We start from the raw sequence: 21,551 nt of genomic DNA, 5'->3' as shown, positions 1-21,551 counted from the left end.
AACCATAATTAGAGGGGCCCACCCTTAAAGGCACCCATGACATTATAAAGAAAAGACCATCATTGTTTTTTATGGTCTTTTTATATTTATTATGTCCCAAAAGAGAAAAATCAACCCGGAAATGGCAGTCAAAATTTTAAAGAAAAACAACATCGAAGTTGATGAAAAAGAAGCGGAAAAAGTCTTGGAAATGATGTATTTTTTTGCTAAATTGATTGTAAATCAGAACTTTAAACTATGAAAATCGCAGATCTTTATATCAGGGTAAGTACAGATGAGCAAGCCGATAAGGGTTATTCGCAACGCAGCCAGGAAGAAGTATTAATTAAATATTGCGAGCTTCAAAAAATCACTGTCCGCAAGGTGATCTTTGAAGACCACTCTGCAAAAACCTTTGTAAGACCGGAATGGGCAAAATTACTTTCCTATCTCCGTCAGCATAAAAATAAATCCGATTTAATTCTGTTTACAAAATGGGATAGGTTCAGTCGTAACGCACCTGATGCTTACCAAATGATAGCCACGCTAAAGGGCTTGGGTGTCGAGCCGCAAGCTATAGAACAGCCGCTGGATATGTCCGTGCCTGAAAACAAAATGATGCTGGCCATATACCTTACCGCACCTGAGATAGAAAATGACCGCCGGGCGCTGAATGTTTTTTATGGTATGCGCAGGGCAAGGAAAGAGGGGCGCTATATGGCCACCGCACCCGTTGGCTATGTTAACAAAACATTAGAGGGCGGAAAAAAAATGATCTTACCAAAGGAACCGCAGGCATCTATCGTCAAATGGGCATTTAATGAGATTAGTCTTGGGCATACAACGATTGTGGATGTATGGCGTCAAGCAAAAAGGCAGGGTTTAAATTGCAACCGGAGTAACTTCTGGAACACTATTCAAAACCAAGTTTATATTGGAAAGATAACCATCCCAAAACTGAAAGACGAAGATAGTTATACAGTCGATGGACTGCATGAACCATTGATCCCGGAGAGTTTGTTTTGGGCAGTACAGGATGTAATACATGGCCGTAAACGCGCCGTAAAGGCAAGAATTATTACGATTGATATGCTGGCATTAAAGGGCTTTATTAGTTGCCCAAAATGCAGAAAAGCATTGACAGGCAGTGCATCTAAAGGCCGGACTGCCTATTATCATTATTACCATTGTACCTCAGCTTGTGGCTACCGCATTAAAGCCGAACAAGCTAACACTTTTTTTAACCAGCAGCTTGAGGAATTCGTTTTAAATCCCAAGACTTCAGAACTTTTTAAGCAGGTAATAATGGATGTTTATTCCGAAAGTGATGGGGCTACGAAATCCAACCGAAAGCAACTTATTGATCAGATCACTTCTTTGGATAGTCGTATAAGTAAAGCGCGTGAATTGTTGTTGAACGGGGACATTGATGCGGTTGATTTTAAGGCTATCAAATCAGAAGCGGAGTATAAGATGCGAGCTTTAGAAAGTCAGTTGGAAGACCTAAAATCGGGTTTTATGAAGCTTTCAGAAGTAGAAAGGTTATTGGATGAGGCATTAGACAAAATATGCCTTCTTGATAGAATTTACAGCAAATCAGAGAGTTACGACCAAAGAAAAATAATTGGTTCGATATACCCCGAAAAATTCACTTTTGAAGAAATACGTTTTCGAACCGCAGAGATGAGTGACCCATTCAAACTTATATGGTTGATTAACAATAAGTTAGAGGCAAAAAAAAGTTGGACTGCGAACGATTTCTCGTTGCAGTCCAACTGGGTGATCCCGCTGGGATTCGAACCCAGGACCCCAACATTAAAAGTGTTATGCTCTACCAGCTGAGCTACGGAATCATTACTTTTCAACTTTTTCGGTACTGCTACCGTTTCGGCTTAAAGCGATTCATTATGGTTTTAAATAAGAAAAGCCTTCTTTCAAAGGCTTTTCGTGATCCCGCTGGGATTCGAACCCAGGACCCCAACATTAAAAGTGTTATGCTCTACCAGCTGAGCTACGGAATCAAACTTTTAACTTTTCCGATACTGCTACCGTTTCCGTTTAAAGTGGTGCAAATATAGGGCGATTAATAATACGATGCAAGTGCTAATTGTAATTAATTGTAAAGTATTTGTTAAGCTATTAATTGCCAATAAACTACATTTTAAATACCGCTATTTTACCCCTGTCGCCGGCCAGTAAAACCAACTTTCCGTGTTTAGCCCTCCGGCAAACATTAAAGCTGGTGCTGTCGATTTTTTTCCAGGACTCACCGTACGCTGCCGACAAGCTGGTGCCAGATGTCCCGGTGGATAAATATGTCCGTCCCTGTATGCGCTCAACGCATGACTGAAACCCGGTAGCACCTGCAGGCAAAACCTTATATACGTTGCTTTTTTTGTCGTACTTACAAATTACAGAATCCGTGGCTTTATCTTTTGAATAGTTGCCACCTACTGCCACCAGCAGATCGTCAGATATCGAAAAAGAGCCTTTACTGCTTGCATTTTGTGCCAGCGGTAAACTTTTTGTTTGCCATTGTGGCTTATCGCAATTACACAATTGCAAAAAACGTGCAGCCATGCCACCGCTTGCTATAACCACGCCCAAATCTTTATTAACCCTTAAACAGGTACCGCTTGCCGCAAAGGCAGCCTCGCCGGGTAAGGCATCGGGCGTGTTTTGCATTTCGGCCCAGGTTTCGCCGCCATCTTTGGTTTCCATCAGCAGGAATTTATTTTTTATAGGGTCGCCTAAAATATAGCCGTGTTTGGCATCGGCAAAATCCATGGCATCAAAAAAGTATATGCTATCGGTTTTGCGGCATTTTTCCTGCCAGGTTTTACCGCCATCGGTAGTTTTTAACACCAGTGCCGGAGTGCCCGAGCTCATGATTACGGCCTCTTTATCATTAAATGCTTCAATATCCCTAAAATCGGCTTTTTCATAGCCGGCAACCTGTTGCCAGGCCCAGGTTGTGCCGCCATCGGTAGTAATGGCTATGTGGCCTTTGCTGCCGCTTATCCAGGCGATTTTATCATCAACAACCGATAAACCTCGAATGCTGGTTGGCTTATCCTGTTGTAAAATGGTGATGGTTTGCGCTGTCGAAATAAATGGAGTAAGTAGTAAAACTGTAATTATTAACTGGTAAAAACGTTTCATGAAGCCTAAATTAAGCCTAAAGCGGGCAAGTAACAACTGCCCGCCAATTTTTTTATTTATTATAATGCTTTTTGACGGAAACGTTTATATTTGCACGCTTGTTAATAAAACAACAGGCCCGGATGGCGAAATTGGTAAACGTTGCGGTCTCAGAAGCCGTTGAGAATTGTCTCTTGAGAGTTCGAGTCTCTCTTCGGGCACGCCTTTTTTAAGATATGAGAATTGAGATGTGAGATTTGAGAAAATTTCACGTCTCGTCTCAAATCCAACATCTGGTCATCGAGTGTCAGAATTGAATCGGATGTGTGATTATTTTCCGGTCTCATATCTCAAATCTGACATCTCAAATCTATAAAGCCCAGGTGGCGAAATTGGTAGACGCACCATCTTGAGGGGGTGGCATTCGTAAGGATGTACGAGTTCGAATCTCGTTCTGGGCACTTCGCAAAAATTCAAAATCATTTCCTTCACAACCCCAGGTTATAACAAGCATGCTTGCAAACATCTGACGATATTGGTTGTAACGTATATACGTTAAACAAGCAGATGTATAAGTATACCCTATCTATTTTCATAACTATAGCTGCCGCCTGCAACCTGCCGGCGCAAAACCAGCCTATCCATCAATATAAAGATCATGTTTTTCCGAATATAGACGTAACGGAAAACTTAACTTATAATCCCGGTTCAAAGCCTGCCGACGCTAATTCATACCTGTTTGATCTATATCAGCCCAAAGGCGACCATTCAAACGCCAGGCCTTTGATTATCTGGATGCACGGGGGTGGCTTTAAATACGGCTCGAAAACAGCCAAAGGCATCAAAATATGGAGTACTGATTTTGCCCAACGTGGTTATGTATGCGCGGCCATTAACTACCGGCTAAGCAAAAACAACCCGGTATTTCATTTTGACGAGTTGCAAAAAAGTTGTTATTACGCTGTGCAGGATGTAAAAACGGCCATAGCCTATTTTAAACAGCACCATGCCGAATACCATATCGACACCAACAAAATAATTCTTGCCGGTAATTCGGCGGGCGGCATTATAGCCTTGCAAGCCGCTTATAGCAGCAATGCCGAACTATCAAGACGTACAGGCGTAGTTGACTCGACAGCCTTACTTAAACCCGACGACAAAGCCAAAATTGCCGGCATCATTAACTTTTGGGGAGGCATTCTTGACATCCGCTGGTTAAAAAATGCCCGGATACCTATTGTAAGCGCCTATGGATCGCACGACCGTATTTTAAACCCCATGCACGTAGATACCGGCATGTATGGCAGTATCACTATCCATCATAAGGCAGATGACCTGCATATAAAAAACAACATAAAAGTATTTGAAGGTTTTGGCCACGAGTTGCAACGGCATTTCAACCCTTTGTTTGATGCCGGTAAGCCCACGCAAAAAAGGTGGCTTGAGGCAGCACAATTTGCAGCCGATTTTTACTACGAAATATTATTTAAGAAACCGGAGTAAACAATTGTTGTTTTTTGTAGTTATAATGCTGAATTTGCTTTGATCCAATTAATTACAAGTACATGAAAGTCACAAAAATCATCACAATTGCAACCATAGCGCTCATGAGCTTTGAGGCTTTTGACGCCACTGCCGAAGCCCTACCGGTTGTTGAAGCAACATCTGTTTTACAGGTCAGGCTTCCGCCACCACCGCCCAGGCCGCCTGCACCACCAAATCCGTTCAGGAGGCATCACCGCCGCGTACGCAGGCATCGCAGGTTGCATTTAAGGCTGCCGCCACGCCCGCCGGCTCCGCCAAATCCGTTACATTTGCCAACACCGCCGCGTCCGCCTTTGCCGCCGCGTCCATAATTAAAAAAAAGCCCTCCCGATAGTGCATCCGGAGGGCTTTTATATTTAGGTTTATTGGGGCAGGCTATAAAAAAATGTTTCGGTTACAATTTTGCCTTCTTTAACTTCGTAAACACAAACTTCGCTCATCATGCTGCGCCCCTGGCCTTTATAGGTTACATCCATATCCATGGTAACCGAAAAAAAGTTACCGCTTACAATCGGGTCAGATACCTGGCCGCTATGCACCTCTTCAACCATATCATACCACTGCTGGTTTTTGGCTATCGCGGCTTCCTTGCCCTCCGACAGTTCCATATGCGAACCTTTGGGTTCATGGCTTACTACATCATCAGCATAAAGTTCATCTATCGCATCTAAATTTTTGCCTTCGCGGCAAAACTCAACTAACTTGTTGGCTACTTCCTGTGTATTCATCTCAATTGTTTTTATTGGTTATTGCTTATATAAAGTTAATCAGTATCATAAAATATCAAGGCATTATTTGTTTTAAGTTTAGGTTAAGCTTTATTCAAGTCAATAGTCTTAAGTTCTAAGTCTTTAGTCGACTTTGTACTATCTGATACGGCATTCAATACTTAGGATTCAAGCCGCCAAAAAACGAAACAAAACACACCAACCTTTCACCCTTAACCTTTAATCTTTTACCTCCTCCCCCTTTCCCAAAAAAAGTTTAATAAACTCAATTTTTTATGATTACTTTGAAGGTTAAATTTTTGCAAGGGATACAACAAATTAAATGCAGCTTACCCGCTTAGAAATCAAGGGCTTTAAGAGTTTTGGAGATAAGATCACCATTAATTTTAATGAGGGTGTAACTGCTATAGTAGGCCCCAACGGCTGCGGTAAATCAAACGTTGTCGACTCTATCCGCTGGGTACTGGGCGAACAAAGCACCAAGATGCTCCGATCTGAGAAGATGGACAACGTGATATTTAACGGAACCAAAAGCCGTAAAGCTGCCAACCTTGCCGAAGTTTCCCTTACTTTTGATAACACCAAAAACGTACTGCCTACTGATTATTCGCAGGTTACCCTTACCCGCAAGCTTTACCGCACCGGCGAAAGCGAGTACCGGCTGAATGATGTGCAGTGCCGTTTAAAAGATATTACCGACCTTTTCCTGGATACTGGTATCGGGTCTGATTCCTACTCCATCATCGAACTGCGGATGATTGACGAGATCATTACCAACAAAGAAGGCTCCCGCCGTAATTTATTCGAGGAAGCATCGGGCATATCCAAATACAAACTGCGCAAAAAACAAACTTTTAATAAGCTAAAAGATACCGAGGCCGATTTGGAACGTGTGGAAGACCTGCTTTTCGAGATTGAAAAGAACCTGAAAACACTGGAGAACCAGGCCAAAAAAACCGAACGCTATTACCGCATTAAGGATCAATATAAATCATTGAGCATTATGCTGGCTTCGTTCAGGATAGTATCCTTCAGCGAATCGTTGGCAAAAATCCAGGACCAGGAACAAAAGCAAAAAGCAGATAAAGGCGGCATTGTTGCCCAGATAGATACTTTAGAGGCTGCCCTGCAGCAGCAAAAGCTGGATAGCATAACCAAAGAGAAAAACCTATCGGTACAACAAAAAACCACCAACGAGTTTGTATCGAAGATTCGCGCTTACGAAAGCGAGAAAAAGATTAAGAACGAGCAGCTAAAATTTCAGCAGGACAAGGAAGCGCGGTTGACAGAAGAGCTTGACAAAGACAAAAACCAGTTAAACCACGTTTTTTACAACATCAAACGCCTGTCGGAAGAAAAGGCGCTGGAGGATGAAACCTTGCAAACCATTAAAACCCGTTTGGCGGATTTGAAAGAAGCCGTTGACGAGTTGCGCCTGCAGCAAACATCGGCCCGAAACGAACTTACCGAAATAACCGGTATCAATACCCGCCTGCAAAACCAGGCCTATAAGGCCGAAAAGGATATCGATATTCTGCAAATTCAGCAACAAGCGCTGGAGCAGGAAAGCCAGCGTAACATGGAAGACACCACCAATAAGGAGGTAGAACTTTCGCACTTTAACCAGGTAGTTGCCGAACTGCAAAACCGTAAGGAAACTTTGGATTTTGATTACCAGCAGTCTCTCGATTTTGAAAATAAATTAAAGGAACAAATAGCCGAAACAGACAGCGAATTAAGTTTGGTAAAAGATACCATCATTAAAGAAAGCCGCAAGCTGGATGCCAAACAAAACGAATACAACCTTACCAAAAGCATGGTTGATAACCTGGAAGGTTTTCCCGAGTCTATCCGCTTTTTAAAGAAAAATACCGACTGGGCCAAAAATGCCCCCCTGTTTAGCGATGTACTGTTTTGTAAAGAGGAATACCGGGTAGCTATTGAAAACTACCTGGAGCCGCTGATGAACTACTATGTGGTTGAAAATTATGACGAAGCTATAAATGCCATTCAGTTATTGAGCAATTCGTCGCGTGGCCGTGCGCATTTTTTTATCCTTGAAAATTATAGCGACATAAACCCAACCAACCCTGCTTTTGAAAACGCGGGGGCGGTATCGGCCCTTAAAGTTATTGAGGTTGATAAACGGTACCTTAACCTGTGCAACCATCTGCTGAAAGATGTATACCTGGTTGATGACGATAAAGACCAGCAAATTAACAACGCCTCCCTGCCCGATGGCGTTGTGCTGATAGGTAAAAGTGGTAAATTCAACAAATCAAGGCATACCATGGCCGGCGGATCGGTAGGTTTGTTTGAGGGAAAAAGGATTGGCCGGGCCAAAAACCTGGAAAACCTGGCTAAAGAGATTAAGGGTATCGAAAACCTGGTTAACACACAGAAAAATAAATCCGACGAGTTGCAGAGTAAGCTATCTGCATTAAGATCATCAACCAAAAGCACCGAGATTAATGAGCAGCAGATGATCATTAACCGGCTGAATACCGAATTGATCACCGTAAAAACCCGACAGGAACAATACCAGACTTTTATTGAAAACAGCCTTAATCGTAAGGATGATATAGCCCGCAAAATTGAAGGTATTAAAACCGAAATGGAGGTGCTGCACCCGCAGCTGGCCGATTTGAAAGCCCAGAAGCAAATTCAAAGCGAATTGCTGGTTGACAAACAGGCGGAATTTAACGAGCTGAACGAATATGTATCGGTACAATCAAACGCCTTTAACCAGGAGAATATCCGTTTCCATCAGCAGCAGAACAAGGTATCGGGCCTGGTAAAAGATTTGGAATACCGCGATAATCAACAGGAAAACCTGGAAGCCCGCATTAAACAAAACAGCGCCGAACTGGAAAAGGTAAAAATTGCCATACAGGATAACCTGAAACAATCTGACAACTCCGACGATGACCTGCTGGAGATGTACGAGCAGAAGGAAAACCTTGAAAAAGCTACCCAACAGGCCGAGCAGGAATACTATCAATGGCGTGGCATCATCACCGAAAACGAAAACGAGATAACCGCCCTTCGCCGTAAAAAGGATAACCACGAGGTGATTGAAAATGAACTTCGTGATGAGCGCAATAACCTCAAGCTTGAACTCAACGCGCTTAAAGAACGCCTCTCTGTTGAGTTTAACATAGATATTGAAGACCTGCCCGAAACGGAAGTACCTGCAGAAAGCGAACAGGAACTACGCGAAAAGGCCGAAAAGCTAAAAAAACAACTTGACGATTTCGGCGCCATTAATCCGATGGCGGTTGAGGCCTATAATGAGATGAACGAGCGTTACACCTTCATCCAGGCCCAAAAGAAAGATTTGAGCGAGGCTAAGGCATCGCTGCTGGCCACCATCCAGGAAATTGATGATACCGCCAAAGAAAAATTTATGCATGCCTTTGTTATGGTGCGCGAAAACTTCATCAAAGTGTTCCGCTCGCTATTTAATGATGAAGATTCATGCGATTTGATCCTGACCGATCCAAGTCACCCGCTGGAATCGGACATTGACATTATCGCGAAGCCGAAAGGCAAACGCCCGCTGTCTATCAACCAATTATCGGGTGGCGAAAAAACGCTCACGGCCACAGCCATACTCTTTTCCCTTTACCTGTTAAAACCAGCCCCCTTTTGTATTTTTGATGAGGTTGACGCCCCGCTGGATGATACCAATATTGATAAATTCAATAACATCATTCGCACTTTTTCAAAAGATTCGCAATTCATCATTGTATCGCACAATAAACGCACCATTGCCAGCACCGATGTTATTTATGGCGTAACCATGGTTGAGCAGGGGATCTCCCGAGTAGTAGCTGTTGATTTGCGTGAACTGGCAGATTAGATATGTTCATGCGAAGTAGCTGAGGGACTACGAAAAAATAAGTTAATCATTTTGGGTCTTCGCACGAAACAATACTATTGGTTTTGGGTTATATATTACGCTCCTGCCGAATTAAAAAGGGGCAAAGGATAAAACCCATTGCCCCTTTATATGTGATTCATGTTTTCCGCTTATTTATGGCGAAGGTCTTTTTTACCTCCTACCATTCCTCTAAACTTACGTTCGTCTAATTTAAGGGTCATGGTGTTCACCTGGTCGGCTGTCATGGTTTGTGATTTGCCCAGGCTTTGAACTCTTGGTCCGGATACGGCGTAGGTACCGGTTTTAATAAAGTTTAAGGCGTGTTGCAATAACACTTCTGTACTATCGCCAAAATCCTTGGTAACATCGTCATAATCATTTTTACCTGGGTAATCGGTGGTACCGGGATTCATACCTGCATAATAACCGCCTACGCCGGCCGAGTTTTTGGTTTCAAACTGCGGCACATATAACTGGTATTTATTAATATCTATAGCAAAAAAGCCCACCGGTTTACCATAGCTTGTACGGCCAATAAATTGTACATCCATTTCGGGGCGCAGGTTATTGATAGTTAATTCGCTGGCCGAGGCTGTTGAACCTGTTACAATAAAAAACACCCTGCTGATATTTAACGTGCCGTTTTTAGCAAAATTTACGGTGTTGTTTGCAGGTAAAAAGTCGCCTTTTTGAATATTATATACCGCGCTCAACAAGGGGTGGTTATCGGCTTGTAGCTTATCGTTATAGTAATAAGTATACATTTTCGATCCGTTTTTAGCAGTTGGCACAATCAGGTTGTCTAAATATTCGGCGGTTGATACATAGCCGCCGCCGTTGTAACGCAAATCAACAACCAACTCGGTAACACCGGCATCGGTAAAAGCCTTAAACGCTTTTAATAGTTGCGGGCTGGCATTGGTTGGCGAAGTAAAAGTATTAAACACCACGTATCCCACTTTTTTTGTTCCTTCGGTAAATACTTTATAGGTTAAAACCGGGTTTGTGGTATAAGTTGCCACGGCCAATGAAACATCTGCAGATGTGCCATCGGGCTTTTTCACGGTCATGGTAAGCGGGTCGGTCCCAAAAACAGCATTTACTACAAACTGAACGTTTGTTCCGTTATCATAATCCAGGCTGGTACGGCCGTTTATTTTGGTTACCTGGTAACCTCTTTTCAGCCCCGCATTATCGGCCGGCGAACCGGGATATACGTATTTGATGCGCAAATCGGTAGTTTCCTGGTATAAAACCGAAAAACCAAAGTCGCCATTGGTACCACCCAACTCGGTTGATACCGAACCGTCATCGATAAATGAATATTTAGCCGAGCCCGGATCTGCTGCATAATACTCATAAGGCTGGCCCGTGGCAGGGTTTATTTTGTATTGCGATATCTGGTCAACCTCTTTGGTAAGTGCTGCTGCATCAGTAGATGCCGTGATGCCGCGCGGTTGAAATGTTTTGTAATCGGGTATGGCATCGTACCATAAATAAGTTTCCTTGGCATACAGATAAACCGAATCTTTTATCAAATCGAGCGTAGTACCTGTTTTAGTTGGGGCAGTTAATATACCATCATCTGTGGTGGTATTTTTCTTTTTTGAGCAGGCGGATAAACCGGCTGCCAAAATTATAGTTAAGTAAAGTATTTTTTTCATGTACAACGAGTATAATGTGTTAACGAAATAAAAATAAGTATGTTACAACAGACGTTACAAAAATTTACCGACGCTGATGTAGTCAATTCCAACGGTTTCAGCACATAAACTATCTACCTCCGAATTGCCTATCATCAAAATGTCCCTACGTTGCAGGTTATGCTCCTGCATTAACAGGTGTATTACATCTGGCTCGGGCTTTGGAGCAGTTTCATCGGCCAGGTAGCAGGTAAGATACGGTTCAAGCTTATGCCACTCTACCTGTTTTATCTTATTTACCTGTTGAACAACTTTCCCGTTGGTTACAATAAATAGCTTTTTACGGTCAACAACCACTTCCTGCAGTAAGGTAAGCATATTTTGATATAAAAGCAATTTCAACGGCAGCTTGGCTGTATCAAAAAGACCGTAAAATTTATCCTTGTATTGTGCTGCAACAGGAAACTCATCTTTAAGCTTATCAAATACAAACTCCGGCCCTTCGGCAACATAGGTATCTGTCATCAAGCTAATTACTTGTTTGGCATCAACCAGTTCAACATACTCCAGCATGTTTGCAAACAGGTAGTAAACCTGGTATATATAATCTTTTGCCGGGTATAATACATCGTCCAGCTCCAGTACAAACGCGGTTTTGCGTTTATCAATATCTTTATAGGTCATCGTTGCCGGCAATGATTGTTATATTATATTCGTTAAATAATACTTCCGATTGTTTTAACAGTTCGGTTTCCTGTTCACGGAAGAGGTAAACCTTGCTTACACCTAAGTCGAGGCATAAAGCCAGCATTTCATGCGTATAACTTGGCGATGCAGGGTTCGGTAGCCTAATAAGCTGGCCGGGCTTCAGCATAAAATCCGGCAGGTCCATGTAATCGCCCATGATTATGTCGGCACCGTTTAGTTTATTTTTCTGCTTGTAAGCCGGTGCAGCGTTTGCTGCTGTTATCAGTATCTTCAATTTAATAGCTAAGCTTATTGTACAATTAAACCGTCTTTCATAATAACCGTACGGTCAGACAAGTTGGCAAGATCCTCATTATGAGTAACAATTACAAAGGTTTGATTAAAATCCTTACGCAACTTAATGAAAAGTTCATGCAATTCCAGCGCATTTACCGAATCGAGGTTGCCCGACGGCTCGTCGGCAAATATTAACGCGGGATTATTGATAAGGGCCCGTGCAACGGCTACCCTTTGCTGTTCGCCGCCCGAAAGCTGGTTGGGTTTATGGCTCACCCTATCGCCCAGCCCCAGCAAATTCAGCAGCTCTTTAGCCCTTTTTTCGGCCTCCGATTTTGACACGCCTGCTATAAACGCCGGGATGCACACATTTTCCAGGGCGGTAAACTCGGCCAGTAAATGATGAAACTGGAAGATAAAGCCTATTTTACGGTTCCTGAAATCGCTCAGGTTTTTATTATTAAGCTGGCTTAACTCAATATCATTAATATATAACTGACCCGAATCGGGCCTGTCTAACGTGCCCAAAATATTAAGCAAACTGCTTTTGCCGGCGCCCGATGCGCCAACAATGGTTACAATTTCGCCACGTTTAACCTCCAGGTCAACACCTTTCAATATCTGTAACTGCCCGTATGATTTGTAGATGGATTTAGCTTTAAGCATGGTGTAAAGTTACTATTTTGATTGATTTTATTGCGCCGCCTGTAACCCGCAGGCTTGCTGATAAAATTAAAGGCGATGACGTAAAAATAGTACAACAAAATATACCAAAATCCGTATAAAAAGCCGTGAGTTAAAACCTTAAGGAGTAATAATCTTATTGCTATCATCTAAATATAAAATATGCGCGTTCTGATAGTTTGCTGCATTATACTTTTCAATGTACCGCTTTTAAATGCCCAGCAGCTATTTGTTGAAAAATACCCAATGAACGTTTACGGCGCCGGCATACAAAGCTGGACCATGGCACAGGACAACCAGGGGGTGCTGTATATTGCCAATAACGATGGCGTTGTTAAATATGATGGACTCATCTGGGATTTAATGCCCATTGCCAATCAAAATTACGTGTTTTCACTGGGCCTTGATTCAAAAAACGAGATTTTTGTGGGCTCCTACAACGAGCTTGGTTATTTCAGGAAAGATAGCGCAGCTAATTATAAGTATCATACTTTATTGCCCCTGCTTCCCAAAACTTATAAAAACCTGAATGATATACGCCAGACAATAGTTTTTAACGACGAGGTGTTTTTCAACAACAATAAAAACATTTTCAGGTATAGCAAAGGCAGGCTTAAAATACTCAACATTGCCGATAACTGGCTTTTTAGATTAAAAAAACAATTGTTTTCGCTAAGCAGCGCTGGTTTGCTGGTTTATAAAAACGGCCAGTTTGCCGATGCCGGTTTTGCCAAACAAATAGCCGGCCTACATTTAAAACGAATTGCCGATTACGAAAACGGCAAATACCTTTTGCTCGACGATAACAACCGGATATGGTCGTTAAACCCGCTTGAAGCCGATAGCAGTAAAAAAATAGTGCTCCTTACCAAAAATCCGGTTACCAGCACCAAAAACAATCCGGTACGAAGCCTGATTTACCTGGACATGGGAAAAATAGCCATTGTTGCCGAAGAAGGCGTTTATCTTTTAAACAAGGCTGGCGAAACGGTAAACTTCAACTCAAAAGATATGCTGGGGCTTAACCTCAACACCGGGTTTTGTTTCCTGGATAAGGCCCAAAACATTTGGCTTGGTGCCGATACCTATATTACGCAGCTGATTTCAAGTTCGCCGCTATCTATATATGACAATAATAATGGCCTTGATGGTACCATATTATCCCTTGGTAAAAAAGGCAACGATTTATATGTGGGTACCGATAAAGCGCTTTATTATAAAAATAACAATTCAACTTTTTCTGCCATCCCGGGCACCGAAACCGAAAACTGGAATATGTTTAATTTCGGCAACAAACTATATTTAGCACATCGTAACGGGGTTTTCGAAATACAGGGCAAAAAAGCTATTCCGCTCATCCATCATTGGTTTATCCAAACCCTCGGCGAGGTAAAAAACAGGCCCGATTGTATGATTATGGGCACCTACAATACGGGCATCTGGCTTTTATCAAAAGAAGGCAACACCTGGCACGAAAAAAAGATCAGGGGCTTTGAACAGGAAACCCGCTATATACAACAAGACGATGAAGGTAATGTATGGATAAGCCACTACAATAAAGGAATCTATAAGCTCCGGCTAAATACGCAGATGGATTCGGTAATCAGTACGGCCTTTTATGATACCCAAAACGGATTACCATCAACACTTAATAATCGCATTTACCGCTTAAACGGCCGCATTATAGCCACCACCACAAATGGTTTTTATAGCTACAACAAAACAAAAAACAGGTTTGAGCCCGATGCCGTACTTGGTAAGGTAAGCCAGGGCGTTTGCATTTATACAGCTACACAAACTGCCAAAGGCGATATTTACTTTTGGGGCGCACCATCAAAAAAAGAGCAAAATGCAGGAGCTTTTATTAAGCAGCCCAATGGCGCATTCAGGCTGCTGTTTACACCGTTTAAAAAAATCGCGTTGGCTACACATGGCCTGTTGCCGGTTGATGTAGACGCACCGGTGCTGGCAGCCGGCGCCAACCAGGTATGGATTGGTAATTTAAAGCGGGTTGTAAATTACAGTCCCAATCAGCCAACTTATTACAATAAAGCCTTGCCGGTATACATCAAAACTGTTAAGGCGGCAGATTCAACCATTTTTGCCACCGGGGCCGGGTTACCGCAAAACGATATTCCGTTTTCAAAAAACAGGTTGAAATTTGTTTTCACAAGCCCGTTTTTTGAAGATGCCGATAAAATTCTATATCAATACCAATTAAACGGGTTTGAAGACAAATGGTCGGGCTGGAGTCATGACCGCGAAGTTTCATTTACCAACCTTGCCGATGGCGATTACACCTTTTTTGTGCGGGCCAAAAACATTTACGGGCAAATAAGCCGCACAGACTCCTATTCGTTTCATGTTAACGCGCCCTGGTTTAAAACATGGTGGGCGTATTTGCTTTACGCATTTACAGCCGCCCTGTTGTTTTACCTGTTTGGTATATTAAATAACGGCCGCATCAACAGGCAAAAATTGGTGCTTGAGCAAAAGGTGAAAGAAAAAACCAGGGAGTTGAGCGACAAAAACGACGAGATATTGGCCCAAAGCAAGGCACTGCAAGAGTCAAACCTAACCAAAGACAAACTTTTCAGCATCATATCGCACGATTTAAGAGGCCCAATCGGCCAGCTCAAACAAACCCTCGACCTGGTAAAATCGGGTTCGATCTCGCTTGCAGAATTAGAGGAGCTTATTCCCCATCTCGACGAAAATATTGGCTCGGCATTTAGCCTTACCGATAACCTGCTCTACTGGGCAAAAAGCCAGATGGACGGCATCCAGGTAAACCCGGTTTTATTTGACGTAATGGAAATTGCCGACGAAAACTATCACTTGTTTAAACTGAATACCGACAATAAACACATTGAGCTGGTTAACAACATTAACAAAAGCATTGCTGTTTACGGCGATAGGGACATGATAAAACTGGTACTGCGCAACCTGCTTGGCAATGCTACTAAGTTTACCGCAGTTGACGGCAAAATAACCCTGGGATACAGCACCAAACCCGGCTTTGTTGAAGTGTATGTAGAAGATACCGGGGGCGGCATGTCTGCCGAGGATATTGCCAAAATATTCCGCAAAGAAAACTTTCATAAAGATGGTACCTCGGGCGAAAAAGGCTCGGGGCTGGGGCTTTCGCTTTGCCAGGATTTTATCGAAAAAAATGGGGGTAAATTAACCATCCAAAGCGAATTGGGCAAAGGCAGTAAAATTTCTTTCTGGCTCAAAAGTCATGATAAAATAAGTACTGTCAAATAAACGCTACAATCCTCCCCTACTTTAAACAAAAATTGTAGATTTACCGCAAATTCTTCAAAAAACATGAATATCCACGAATATCAGGGCAAAGCGATATTGAAAAGCTTTGGCGTACGAGTACAGGAAGGCATTGTTGCTGACACACCCGAAGAGGCTGTTGCAGCTGCCCAAAAATTGAAAGAAGACCTGGGATCAAGCTGGGTGGTTATAAAAGCTCAGATCCATGCCGGTGGCCGTGGTAAAGGCGGTGGCGTAAAGCTGGCCAAAAACCACGACCAGGTTAAAGAAATTGCAGGCAATATTATTGGCATGCAGCTGGTTACCCCACAAACCGGCCCCGAGGGTAAAAAAGTAAAAAAAGTTTTAGTAGCCCAGGATGTTTACTACCCCGGCGAAAGCGAAACTAAAGAGTTTTATATGAGCGTACTGCTTGACAGGGCTAAGGGCCGTAACATTATCATGTACAGCACCGAAGGCGGTATGGATATCGAGGAAGTTGCACACTCAACCCCAGAACTGATATTTAAAGAAGAAATTGATCCTAAAGTTGGCTTGCAGGCTTTCCAAACCCGCAAAATCGCTTTCAACTTAGGCTTATCAGGCGAGGCCTTTAAGGACATGACCAAATTTATCGCGGCCCTGTACAAAGCTTACGATGCTACCGATTCATCGCAGTTTGAAATTAACCCGGTTTTAAAAACATCTGATAACAAAATTTTAGCTGTTGACGCCAAGGTTAACCTGGATGACAACGCACTGTACCGCCACCCGGATTATGCCGCCATGCGCGATACCGACGAGGAAGACCCTACTGAAGTGGAAGCCAGCAAATCAAACCTTAATTATGTAAAGCTTGACGGTAACGTAGGCTGTATGGTTAATGGCGCCGGCTTAGCTATGGCCACCATGGATATTATTAAAATTGCCGGCGGCGAACCTGCCAACTTCCTTGACGTTGGTGGTACTGCCAATGCCGAAACCGTAAAAGCTGGTTTCAACATCATCCTGAGCGATCCAAACGTTAAAGCCATCCTCATCAACATTTTTGGTGGTATCGTTCGTTGCGACCGTGTTGCACAGGGTGTTATTGATGCCTACAAAGAAATTGGCAACATCCCTGTACCTATCATTGTGCGTCTGCAAGGCACCAACGCTGCCGAAGCAAAAGCACTGATTGATAATTCAGGTTTACAGGTTTACTCGGCTATCTTATTAAAAGAAGCTGCTGAAAGAGTTAAAGAAGTATTGGCTTTGTAATTAAGCTGATATATAATATATTGAAAGAGGGGCCCTGTGCCCCTTTTGGGGTTTAAAACTAATCGCATATCCCAACCTTAAAACTAACCAAATGGATGCGAAGGAAAAACAAACTGATTTTATTAAAGCCTATTTAAAACCGACGCTAAGACAGTTCGGCTATTTAACCAACAGCCAAACATGGTGGAAAAGTCGTGAAGACTTTCATATAGTTATCAATCTTCAAAATTTTTCGTGGAACTCCAAAGAGGAGGTTAATTTTTTCTTTAACATAGGTTTAGCGCTTAAAGCCACTACAAAGGATAATTCCAAACCGTCATACCATGATCTCAATATCTTAATGAGGCAAAATGGGTATTTACCTATTAACCGTTGCGTACACGATTATCATAACAAAACGGGATACATCATTAAAACAGGTTCTGACTTGGCAAAGTTCATAAATGAGTTTCAGATAGACTTTGAACAAAACATTTTGCCGACACTGGATGACCTTAATACGTTAGAAGACTGCATAAACTACTACCAAACTATTCCATTTTGGGGCGAAAGTTTAAGGCAACAAATTACAGACTTAGGGCTACGTTAAATTTTCAAATCTAAAATTTGCATGATCCCTTTGCATCAAAACGCCCCTCCAATCACCTCCATATAATCCTCCCTGTTACATCTTTTGAAAACAATATCCCGGCATTTGTTAAATTGAACGAAGGCCTTCAGTGCCACTATTATCTTCCCAATCATTGCTTCGTCAAGCTCCACATCCTCAAAGTGCAGGTTGTGTACAAGCAGTACCTTTTGTTTCCTGTCGGCTTTGGCATCCATGCGGGCTACAAAGGTGTCGCCTACCAGTATCGGTAACGAAAAATAGCCGTACTTGCGCTTGGGTGCAGGCACAAAACATTCAATCTGGTAGTCAAAATCGAAAAAGTCCTTCAGCCGGTGCCTGAAAACATTCAGGATATCAAAGGGCGAAAGGATAAACACATCACCCGCCAGTTCAACTTCGGTTTGCTGATGGGGCAGCATATAAAGCGGCGCGCTTTTCAGCCCTTCTACCTGTACCATGCGTACTTCGCCGGTGGCTACCATTTTCTCCAGTTCTTTTTTTACCAGGTTGCCCTTTACATAACGGGCGCGCCAGGCCATTTCTTTAACGTAGGCTATCCCCAATGCACCCAGCGTACGCATGATCACGAAGCGGGCGAACTCTTCTGCCGAGGGCATGGTTAAGTCCGTATCCGCAGGGATTAGATTCATCGGCACATCATATACCTTATGGAAAGCCTTTGTGCGGGTAATGGTCAGTTTGCCATCCAGGTACAACCTTTCAAGCGCCACTTTGGCCGGTCGCCAGTCCCACCAGCCCGAGCTGGCTTCCAGGCGGTCGTTTTCAAAATCGCCAACCATCAGGGGGCCTTCGCGTTCTACTCTGTCGAGTACCTGTTTCATGAGGCGGGTCTCGGCCGGGCTTACAGGCTTCCGGTTTACCGAAAAACCTTCTTTAACGGGCAGCGAAAAGCGGAAATCCCCCATCGGGATATAACCCGCGTCGGAAGTAAAATATTCAAAAATCCGGCCATCGGCGGTTAGCTCGCCCAGCCATTCCGGCTCATAGTCAGGCACCCGCGCGGCCATCACGTGGTGGTGCGCCCTTTCAACCACGTAATTGGTATCCAGCTGCACAAAACCCAGGTGATCTATCAGCCGGTAAACTGCCTCAATCCCCGTCCCAAATTGCGCCTGCCGGGCCAGGCCAGCGGCATACAGGATAATTTTGCGGGCCTGGGGTTTGGTGAGGGTTAGTGGTTCCATAATTCAAAATAAGGAAATATTTTGTAAATGGGACGGCTTTACGCGAATTGTTGCGGCGCAAATACACCAAAACATGGTTAACATAACTTAACATATTTTAATTAAAAAACATATCAAATACCTTATAATCAGTAATTTATATTTAAATCATGGTTAACATTGAAAATGATGTTTCGCGTAAACAGAGTTGCCGAAGTATTAGCCATCCGGTCTTGACTCTTAATTCTTGATTCTCCTTCATAGCGATGCCTGCGGCCCGGGCTGTGCACTCATACGCGCACAAGGCATTAGGCGCCTGGCCGGTATCCCTGTCTGCCGACAGGCAGGCGTTTCCATCCCTATCGCGGGGGAATTTTGTCTGAGCTTGGATTGAGCAGATTTTTCAGATTACAGGATTTTGCATACTTAAGAACTAAAACAATCACAATAAGAAGCACTCGTTTTCCCCAAAGTGTCAGCAGAACAGCTTCAATTCTTTGTCTGAACCAGAATTTTGCAGAATTAAAGAATTAGCAGAATTTCAGCTGCGGGTTATTGATAATAAGAAGCTCTCGTCTTCCCCAATGTGTCAGCAGAACAGCTTCGGGCGAAAACGGCCAAAACGATGGTGGGCAGTGCGGCTGCAGGGCATAGGAAGTTTTGCCAGAAGCGGTGCCCTGTGCGGGCAAAGCAAAGGGAGCAAATAATTCCAGCTCAGGTTTTGGCCGTTTTGCGGGGCAAAGGCCCCGAGCGCAAAGAAGCATTTCTGCTGACTTGAATTTTGGTTCTTTTTTTCAAGAAAAAGAACAAGCCCTTCCCGCGGCGAATGAGCGGGCCGATGTTGTAGCCTCTACAAAGTAATTTCGTAATTCACAAAACATGAAGCATCGTTTGGAGTTTATTAATGTTGCGTTTGTTTTTATGGGTATTAACGAGTTCACTCCTTTAGAGCAAAGTTTCTATCTCCATCAATATGCTGCCTTTTCCATATAATTACTCGCACTACAGCAAATATTATCGCCAGGTTCGGCAAGTATTGTAACTTTTAATTTACCTATCACTTATCCAGCAGGATAAATATTTTATCACCACCTATCAAACTAAAGAAGCCGTCTCTAAAATAAGTTTTCCCAATAATCTCGTTGTTAAGTTCATACACAGGAACATTGATACGTATATATTCGTTTTCTTCATAAAACACCGATTTAACTTTCGGTGAAAACCAATCTTTCACAAAGTCTTTTCTTAAGTACACATCACGTTTGATATTCGCTTTACCTTTAATAAAATTATCCTTAAGCGTATTGTAATCAATTCTGCTTATTTCAATTTCAGCAAATAAAGTATTGTCGTTAGGCCCGGGAATAGATCGATTATCTTCATTGTTAATTGTCATCATTTCCCATCTGACTGCCTTAACATCCAAATGAAAGTCGATTAGCCGTTTTAAGCTATCAATTGATGTACTTATTGATCGTTGTATTTTATCATTTTGGTTTCGACCACAGGCGCTAAAAAATATTAACATCACAAAAAGGAAGAAGACGCACCTTTTGCACATAATAATGTGATTTTTTATTATCAGTAGTTTTTTATTTCTATATAAAGGCAATAGGTAGCATTACCGATTGATTTAAATCTGGTTACTTGATCGTCTTTTTTATTTCCGTAGCTGGTTTTCCTTGCCTGAAAATTTCCTGCTTAATCCTAAAGAAGGCGTAAATCAACAGGGTTAAACCCAGGATCCAAAACAGGGCATAAAAATTCCTTAGCTTTTCCATTTAATGCAAATATGGGGTAATAAATGTAATATTAATTAATCGACATTGTAACTAACCCCACCGCCTGCCACGCGTAGTTACGATTAAGTGAGTTAGTTTTCGTTCTGCTAAATCGTTCCAAAGGAAATACTATCACTATCATCCATATCCAGGTAAGTTATATTTCTGTTTTTATTATCAGTTTTTCATTGCTTCCAGTTTCCGCAATACAGCCCCTACCCTTTCATTAACGGTAGTATCACCTTCAATAATCAAAACGGGCTTTTTCAGGTTTTTTATCCAGTTTTGGTGTACCTGCAGGGTGCGGCCATCGGTGGTATTATCGTCGTAGCCATTGGCCCAGTCTAAAAATTTGTGGTAAAGGGCAGCTCGTTCGGGGTTAGTGTATATTTTGTCGCCATAGCGTTCAAACTCCCGTTTTTTGAGCCTGTCCATTCTTAATGCGTTCGGGATATATAAAAATACTGAGAGGTCGAAATCCCAGTTATTGTTCCAGCCGACTACCGAACCGCTTAGTATCCAATTTTTGTGAGGGGCTGTATCCTGGTTAAGCATGGCATTACGTTCTTCCGGTTTTCGTTTAATGGTGAACGGGGTTTCAGATGGTATCCAAAAATATTCATCGCCATCAAAGGCGGGATAACCAAGCGCCTTGCCCAGGGCTTTCCCCAAAGTGGTTGAGCCGGAGCCGGATGCTCCAAAAATATTAATCTGCATTACAATACAACTTTATCCAATCGGCTGTGTCCCCACAGCCGGTTTTATTGCAAGGATATAGTTGGCTGTGAGGACACAGCCAACGCGACAAGCGCTGGGGCGAAAGAGAAATCTTTTACGCCCTGCATTCCAATGGGCTTTTTGAGGT

At 42.8% G+C, this 21,551-nt stretch carries 14 protein-coding genes, 4 tRNA genes and 2 pseudogenes; 9 read left to right on the top strand and 11 right to left on the bottom strand.

All coding sequences use genetic code 11. The features are described 5' to 3' along the window. Positions 1 to 237: 237 nt before the first annotated feature. Positions 238 to 1,017, top strand: a pseudogene (locus tag FSB76_RS32530) (recombinase family protein); the annotation flags it as partial. 742 nt (positions 1,018 to 1,759) lie between these two features. Here the strand turns inward: FSB76_RS32530 and FSB76_RS23935 are convergent. From FSB76_RS23935 to FSB76_RS23925, 3 genes are all read right to left on the bottom strand, one after another. Then, positions 1,760 to 1,832: transfer RNA gene (locus FSB76_RS23935), tRNA-Lys, on the bottom strand. A gap of 95 nt (positions 1,833 to 1,927) precedes the next feature. After that, a tRNA-Lys gene (locus FSB76_RS23930) sits at positions 1,928 to 2,000 on the bottom strand. 133 nt (positions 2,001 to 2,133) lie between these two features. Next, on the bottom strand, positions 2,134 to 3,141 hold the full coding sequence (locus FSB76_RS23925; protein ID WP_147057888.1) for a WD40/YVTN/BNR-like repeat-containing protein: 1,008 nt from the start codon (positions 3,139 to 3,141) through the stop codon (positions 2,134 to 2,136). 116 nt (positions 3,142 to 3,257) lie between these two features. Between FSB76_RS23925 and FSB76_RS23920 the strand changes: the two genes are divergently transcribed. The 4 genes from FSB76_RS23920 to FSB76_RS23905 all read left to right on the top strand — a co-directional run bounded on the left by FSB76_RS23920 (position 3,258) and on the right by FSB76_RS23905 (position 4,976). Beyond that, positions 3,258 to 3,341: transfer RNA gene (locus tag FSB76_RS23920), tRNA-Leu, on the top strand. Between the two features lie 156 nt (positions 3,342 to 3,497). Continuing rightward, positions 3,498 to 3,581: transfer RNA gene (locus tag FSB76_RS23915), tRNA-Leu, on the top strand. Positions 3,582 to 3,687: 106 nt separating this feature from the next. After that, complete coding sequence (locus FSB76_RS23910; RefSeq protein ID WP_147057886.1) at positions 3,688 to 4,623, top strand: alpha/beta hydrolase; 936 nt, start codon at positions 3,688 to 3,690, stop codon at positions 4,621 to 4,623. A 62-nt stretch (positions 4,624 to 4,685) separates the two neighbouring features. Then, positions 4,686 to 4,976 carry a hypothetical protein gene (locus tag FSB76_RS23905; protein ID WP_147057884.1) on the top strand — a complete coding sequence of 97 codons (291 nt, stop codon included), beginning with the start codon at positions 4,686 to 4,688 and terminating at the stop codon, positions 4,974 to 4,976. A 51-nt stretch (positions 4,977 to 5,027) separates the two neighbouring features. On the opposite strand, the gene FSB76_RS23900 is transcribed toward FSB76_RS23905, so the two are convergent. Beyond that, the gene (locus tag FSB76_RS23900) at positions 5,028 to 5,393 is read right to left on the bottom strand and encodes a nuclear transport factor 2 family protein (RefSeq protein ID WP_147057882.1); all 366 of its coding nucleotides are present in this window, start codon (positions 5,391 to 5,393) and stop codon (positions 5,028 to 5,030) included. A gap of 322 nt (positions 5,394 to 5,715) precedes the next feature. Between FSB76_RS23900 and smc the strand changes: the two genes are divergently transcribed. Next, positions 5,716 to 9,255 (top strand): chromosome segregation protein SMC, encoded by a 3,540-nt coding sequence (gene smc, locus FSB76_RS23895; RefSeq protein ID WP_147057879.1) that lies wholly within the window; start codon positions 5,716 to 5,718, stop codon positions 9,253 to 9,255. Positions 9,256 to 9,425: 170 nt separating this feature from the next. Here the strand turns inward: smc and FSB76_RS23890 are convergent, their stop codons facing one another. Genes FSB76_RS23890 through FSB76_RS23875 form a run of 4 tightly spaced genes read right to left on the bottom strand, consistent with a single transcriptional unit; the run spans position 9,426 to position 12,569 of the window. Further along, positions 9,426 to 10,940 (bottom strand): S41 family peptidase, encoded by a 1,515-nt coding sequence (locus tag FSB76_RS23890; RefSeq protein ID WP_147057877.1) that lies wholly within the window; start codon positions 10,938 to 10,940, stop codon positions 9,426 to 9,428. 54 nt (positions 10,941 to 10,994) lie between these two features. Beyond that, entirely contained in the window at positions 10,995 to 11,603 is a 609-nt protein-coding gene (locus tag FSB76_RS23885; RefSeq protein WP_147057875.1) for an HAD family hydrolase, read from the bottom strand. After that, the gene (locus FSB76_RS23880; protein WP_147057873.1) at positions 11,593 to 11,901 is read right to left on the bottom strand and encodes a hypothetical protein; all 309 of its coding nucleotides are present in this window, start codon (positions 11,899 to 11,901) and stop codon (positions 11,593 to 11,595) included. Before FSB76_RS23880 ends, FSB76_RS23885 begins: the two co-directional genes overlap by 11 nt. 14 nt (positions 11,902 to 11,915) lie before the next feature. After that, the gene (locus FSB76_RS23875) at positions 11,916 to 12,569 is read right to left on the bottom strand and encodes an ABC transporter ATP-binding protein (RefSeq protein WP_147057871.1); all 654 of its coding nucleotides are present in this window, start codon (positions 12,567 to 12,569) and stop codon (positions 11,916 to 11,918) included. 180 nt (positions 12,570 to 12,749) lie between these two features. Here FSB76_RS23875 and FSB76_RS23870 point away from each other — a divergent pair, with 180 nt between their 5' ends. The 3 genes and pseudogenes from FSB76_RS23870 (at position 12,750) to FSB76_RS23860 (ending at position 17,700) form a co-directional block, all read left to right on the top strand. After that, on the top strand, positions 12,750 to 15,854 hold the full coding sequence (locus FSB76_RS23870; protein ID WP_147057869.1) for a sensor histidine kinase: 3,105 nt from the start codon (positions 12,750 to 12,752) through the stop codon (positions 15,852 to 15,854). Between the two features lie 60 nt (positions 15,855 to 15,914). After that, positions 15,915 to 17,111 (top strand): annotated as a pseudogene (gene sucC / locus FSB76_RS23865) (ADP-forming succinate--CoA ligase subunit beta); the annotation flags it as partial. A gap of 91 nt (positions 17,112 to 17,202) precedes the next feature. Continuing rightward, entirely contained in the window at positions 17,203 to 17,700 is a 498-nt protein-coding gene (locus FSB76_RS23860) for a DUF4304 domain-containing protein (protein ID WP_147057865.1), read from the top strand. 35 nt (positions 17,701 to 17,735) lie between these two features. Here the strand turns inward: FSB76_RS23860 and FSB76_RS23855 are convergent, their stop codons facing one another. The 3 genes from FSB76_RS23855 to FSB76_RS23845 form a co-directional block, all read right to left on the bottom strand. Beyond that, positions 17,736 to 18,926: a winged helix-turn-helix domain-containing protein gene (locus FSB76_RS23855; RefSeq protein ID WP_147057863.1), complete on the bottom strand. Its 1,191-nt coding sequence runs from the start codon at positions 18,924 to 18,926 to the stop codon at positions 17,736 to 17,738. Between the two features lie 1,036 nt (positions 18,927 to 19,962). Then, a complete protein-coding gene (locus FSB76_RS23850; protein WP_147057861.1) occupies positions 19,963 to 20,433 on the bottom strand; it encodes a hypothetical protein in 471 nt (156 codons plus the stop codon). A 430-nt stretch (positions 20,434 to 20,863) separates the two neighbouring features. Further along, positions 20,864 to 21,403 carry an AAA family ATPase gene (locus FSB76_RS23845; protein WP_147057859.1) on the bottom strand — a complete coding sequence of 180 codons (540 nt, stop codon included), beginning with the start codon at positions 21,401 to 21,403 and terminating at the stop codon, positions 20,864 to 20,866. Between the last annotated feature and the right edge of the window lie 148 nt (positions 21,404 to 21,551).

Source organism: Mucilaginibacter ginsenosidivorax (assembly GCF_007971525.1).
Taxonomy (GTDB): Bacteria; Bacteroidota; Bacteroidia; order Sphingobacteriales; family Sphingobacteriaceae; genus Mucilaginibacter; species Mucilaginibacter ginsenosidivorax.
This window is presented reverse-complemented; position numbering and strand designations above follow the sequence as displayed.

Bases quoted from the DNA above. Each gene is read 5' to 3' on its own strand.
- FSB76_RS23925 (WP_147057888.1), bottom strand. From the start codon at position 3,141: ATGAAACGTTTTTACCAGTTAATAATTACAGTTTTACTACTTACTCCA.
- FSB76_RS23910 (WP_147057886.1), top strand. From the start codon at position 3,688: ATGTATAAGTATACCCTATCTATTTTCATAACTATAGCTGCCGCCTGC.
- FSB76_RS23905 (WP_147057884.1), top strand. From the start codon at position 4,686: ATGAAAGTCACAAAAATCATCACAATTGCAACCATAGCGCTCATGAGC.
- FSB76_RS23900 (WP_147057882.1), bottom strand. From the start codon at position 5,393: ATGAATACACAGGAAGTAGCCAACAAGTTAGTTGAGTTTTGCCGCGAA.
- smc (WP_147057879.1), top strand. From the start codon at position 5,716: ATGCAGCTTACCCGCTTAGAAATCAAGGGCTTTAAGAGTTTTGGAGAT.
- FSB76_RS23890 (WP_147057877.1), bottom strand. From the start codon at position 10,940: ATGAAAAAAATACTTTACTTAACTATAATTTTGGCAGCCGGTTTATCC.
- FSB76_RS23885 (WP_147057875.1), bottom strand. From the start codon at position 11,603: ATGACCTATAAAGATATTGATAAACGCAAAACCGCGTTTGTACTGGAG.
- FSB76_RS23875 (WP_147057871.1), bottom strand. From the start codon at position 12,569: ATGCTTAAAGCTAAATCCATCTACAAATCATACGGGCAGTTACAGATA.
- FSB76_RS23870 (WP_147057869.1), top strand. From the start codon at position 12,750: ATGCGCGTTCTGATAGTTTGCTGCATTATACTTTTCAATGTACCGCTT.
- FSB76_RS23860 (WP_147057865.1), top strand. From the start codon at position 17,203: ATGGATGCGAAGGAAAAACAAACTGATTTTATTAAAGCCTATTTAAAA.
- FSB76_RS23855 (WP_147057863.1), bottom strand. From the start codon at position 18,926: ATGGAACCACTAACCCTCACCAAACCCCAGGCCCGCAAAATTATCCTG.
- FSB76_RS23850 (WP_147057861.1), bottom strand. From the start codon at position 20,433: ATGTTAATATTTTTTAGCGCCTGTGGTCGAAACCAAAATGATAAAATA.
- FSB76_RS23845 (WP_147057859.1), bottom strand. From the start codon at position 21,403: ATGCAGATTAATATTTTTGGAGCATCCGGCTCCGGCTCAACCACTTTG.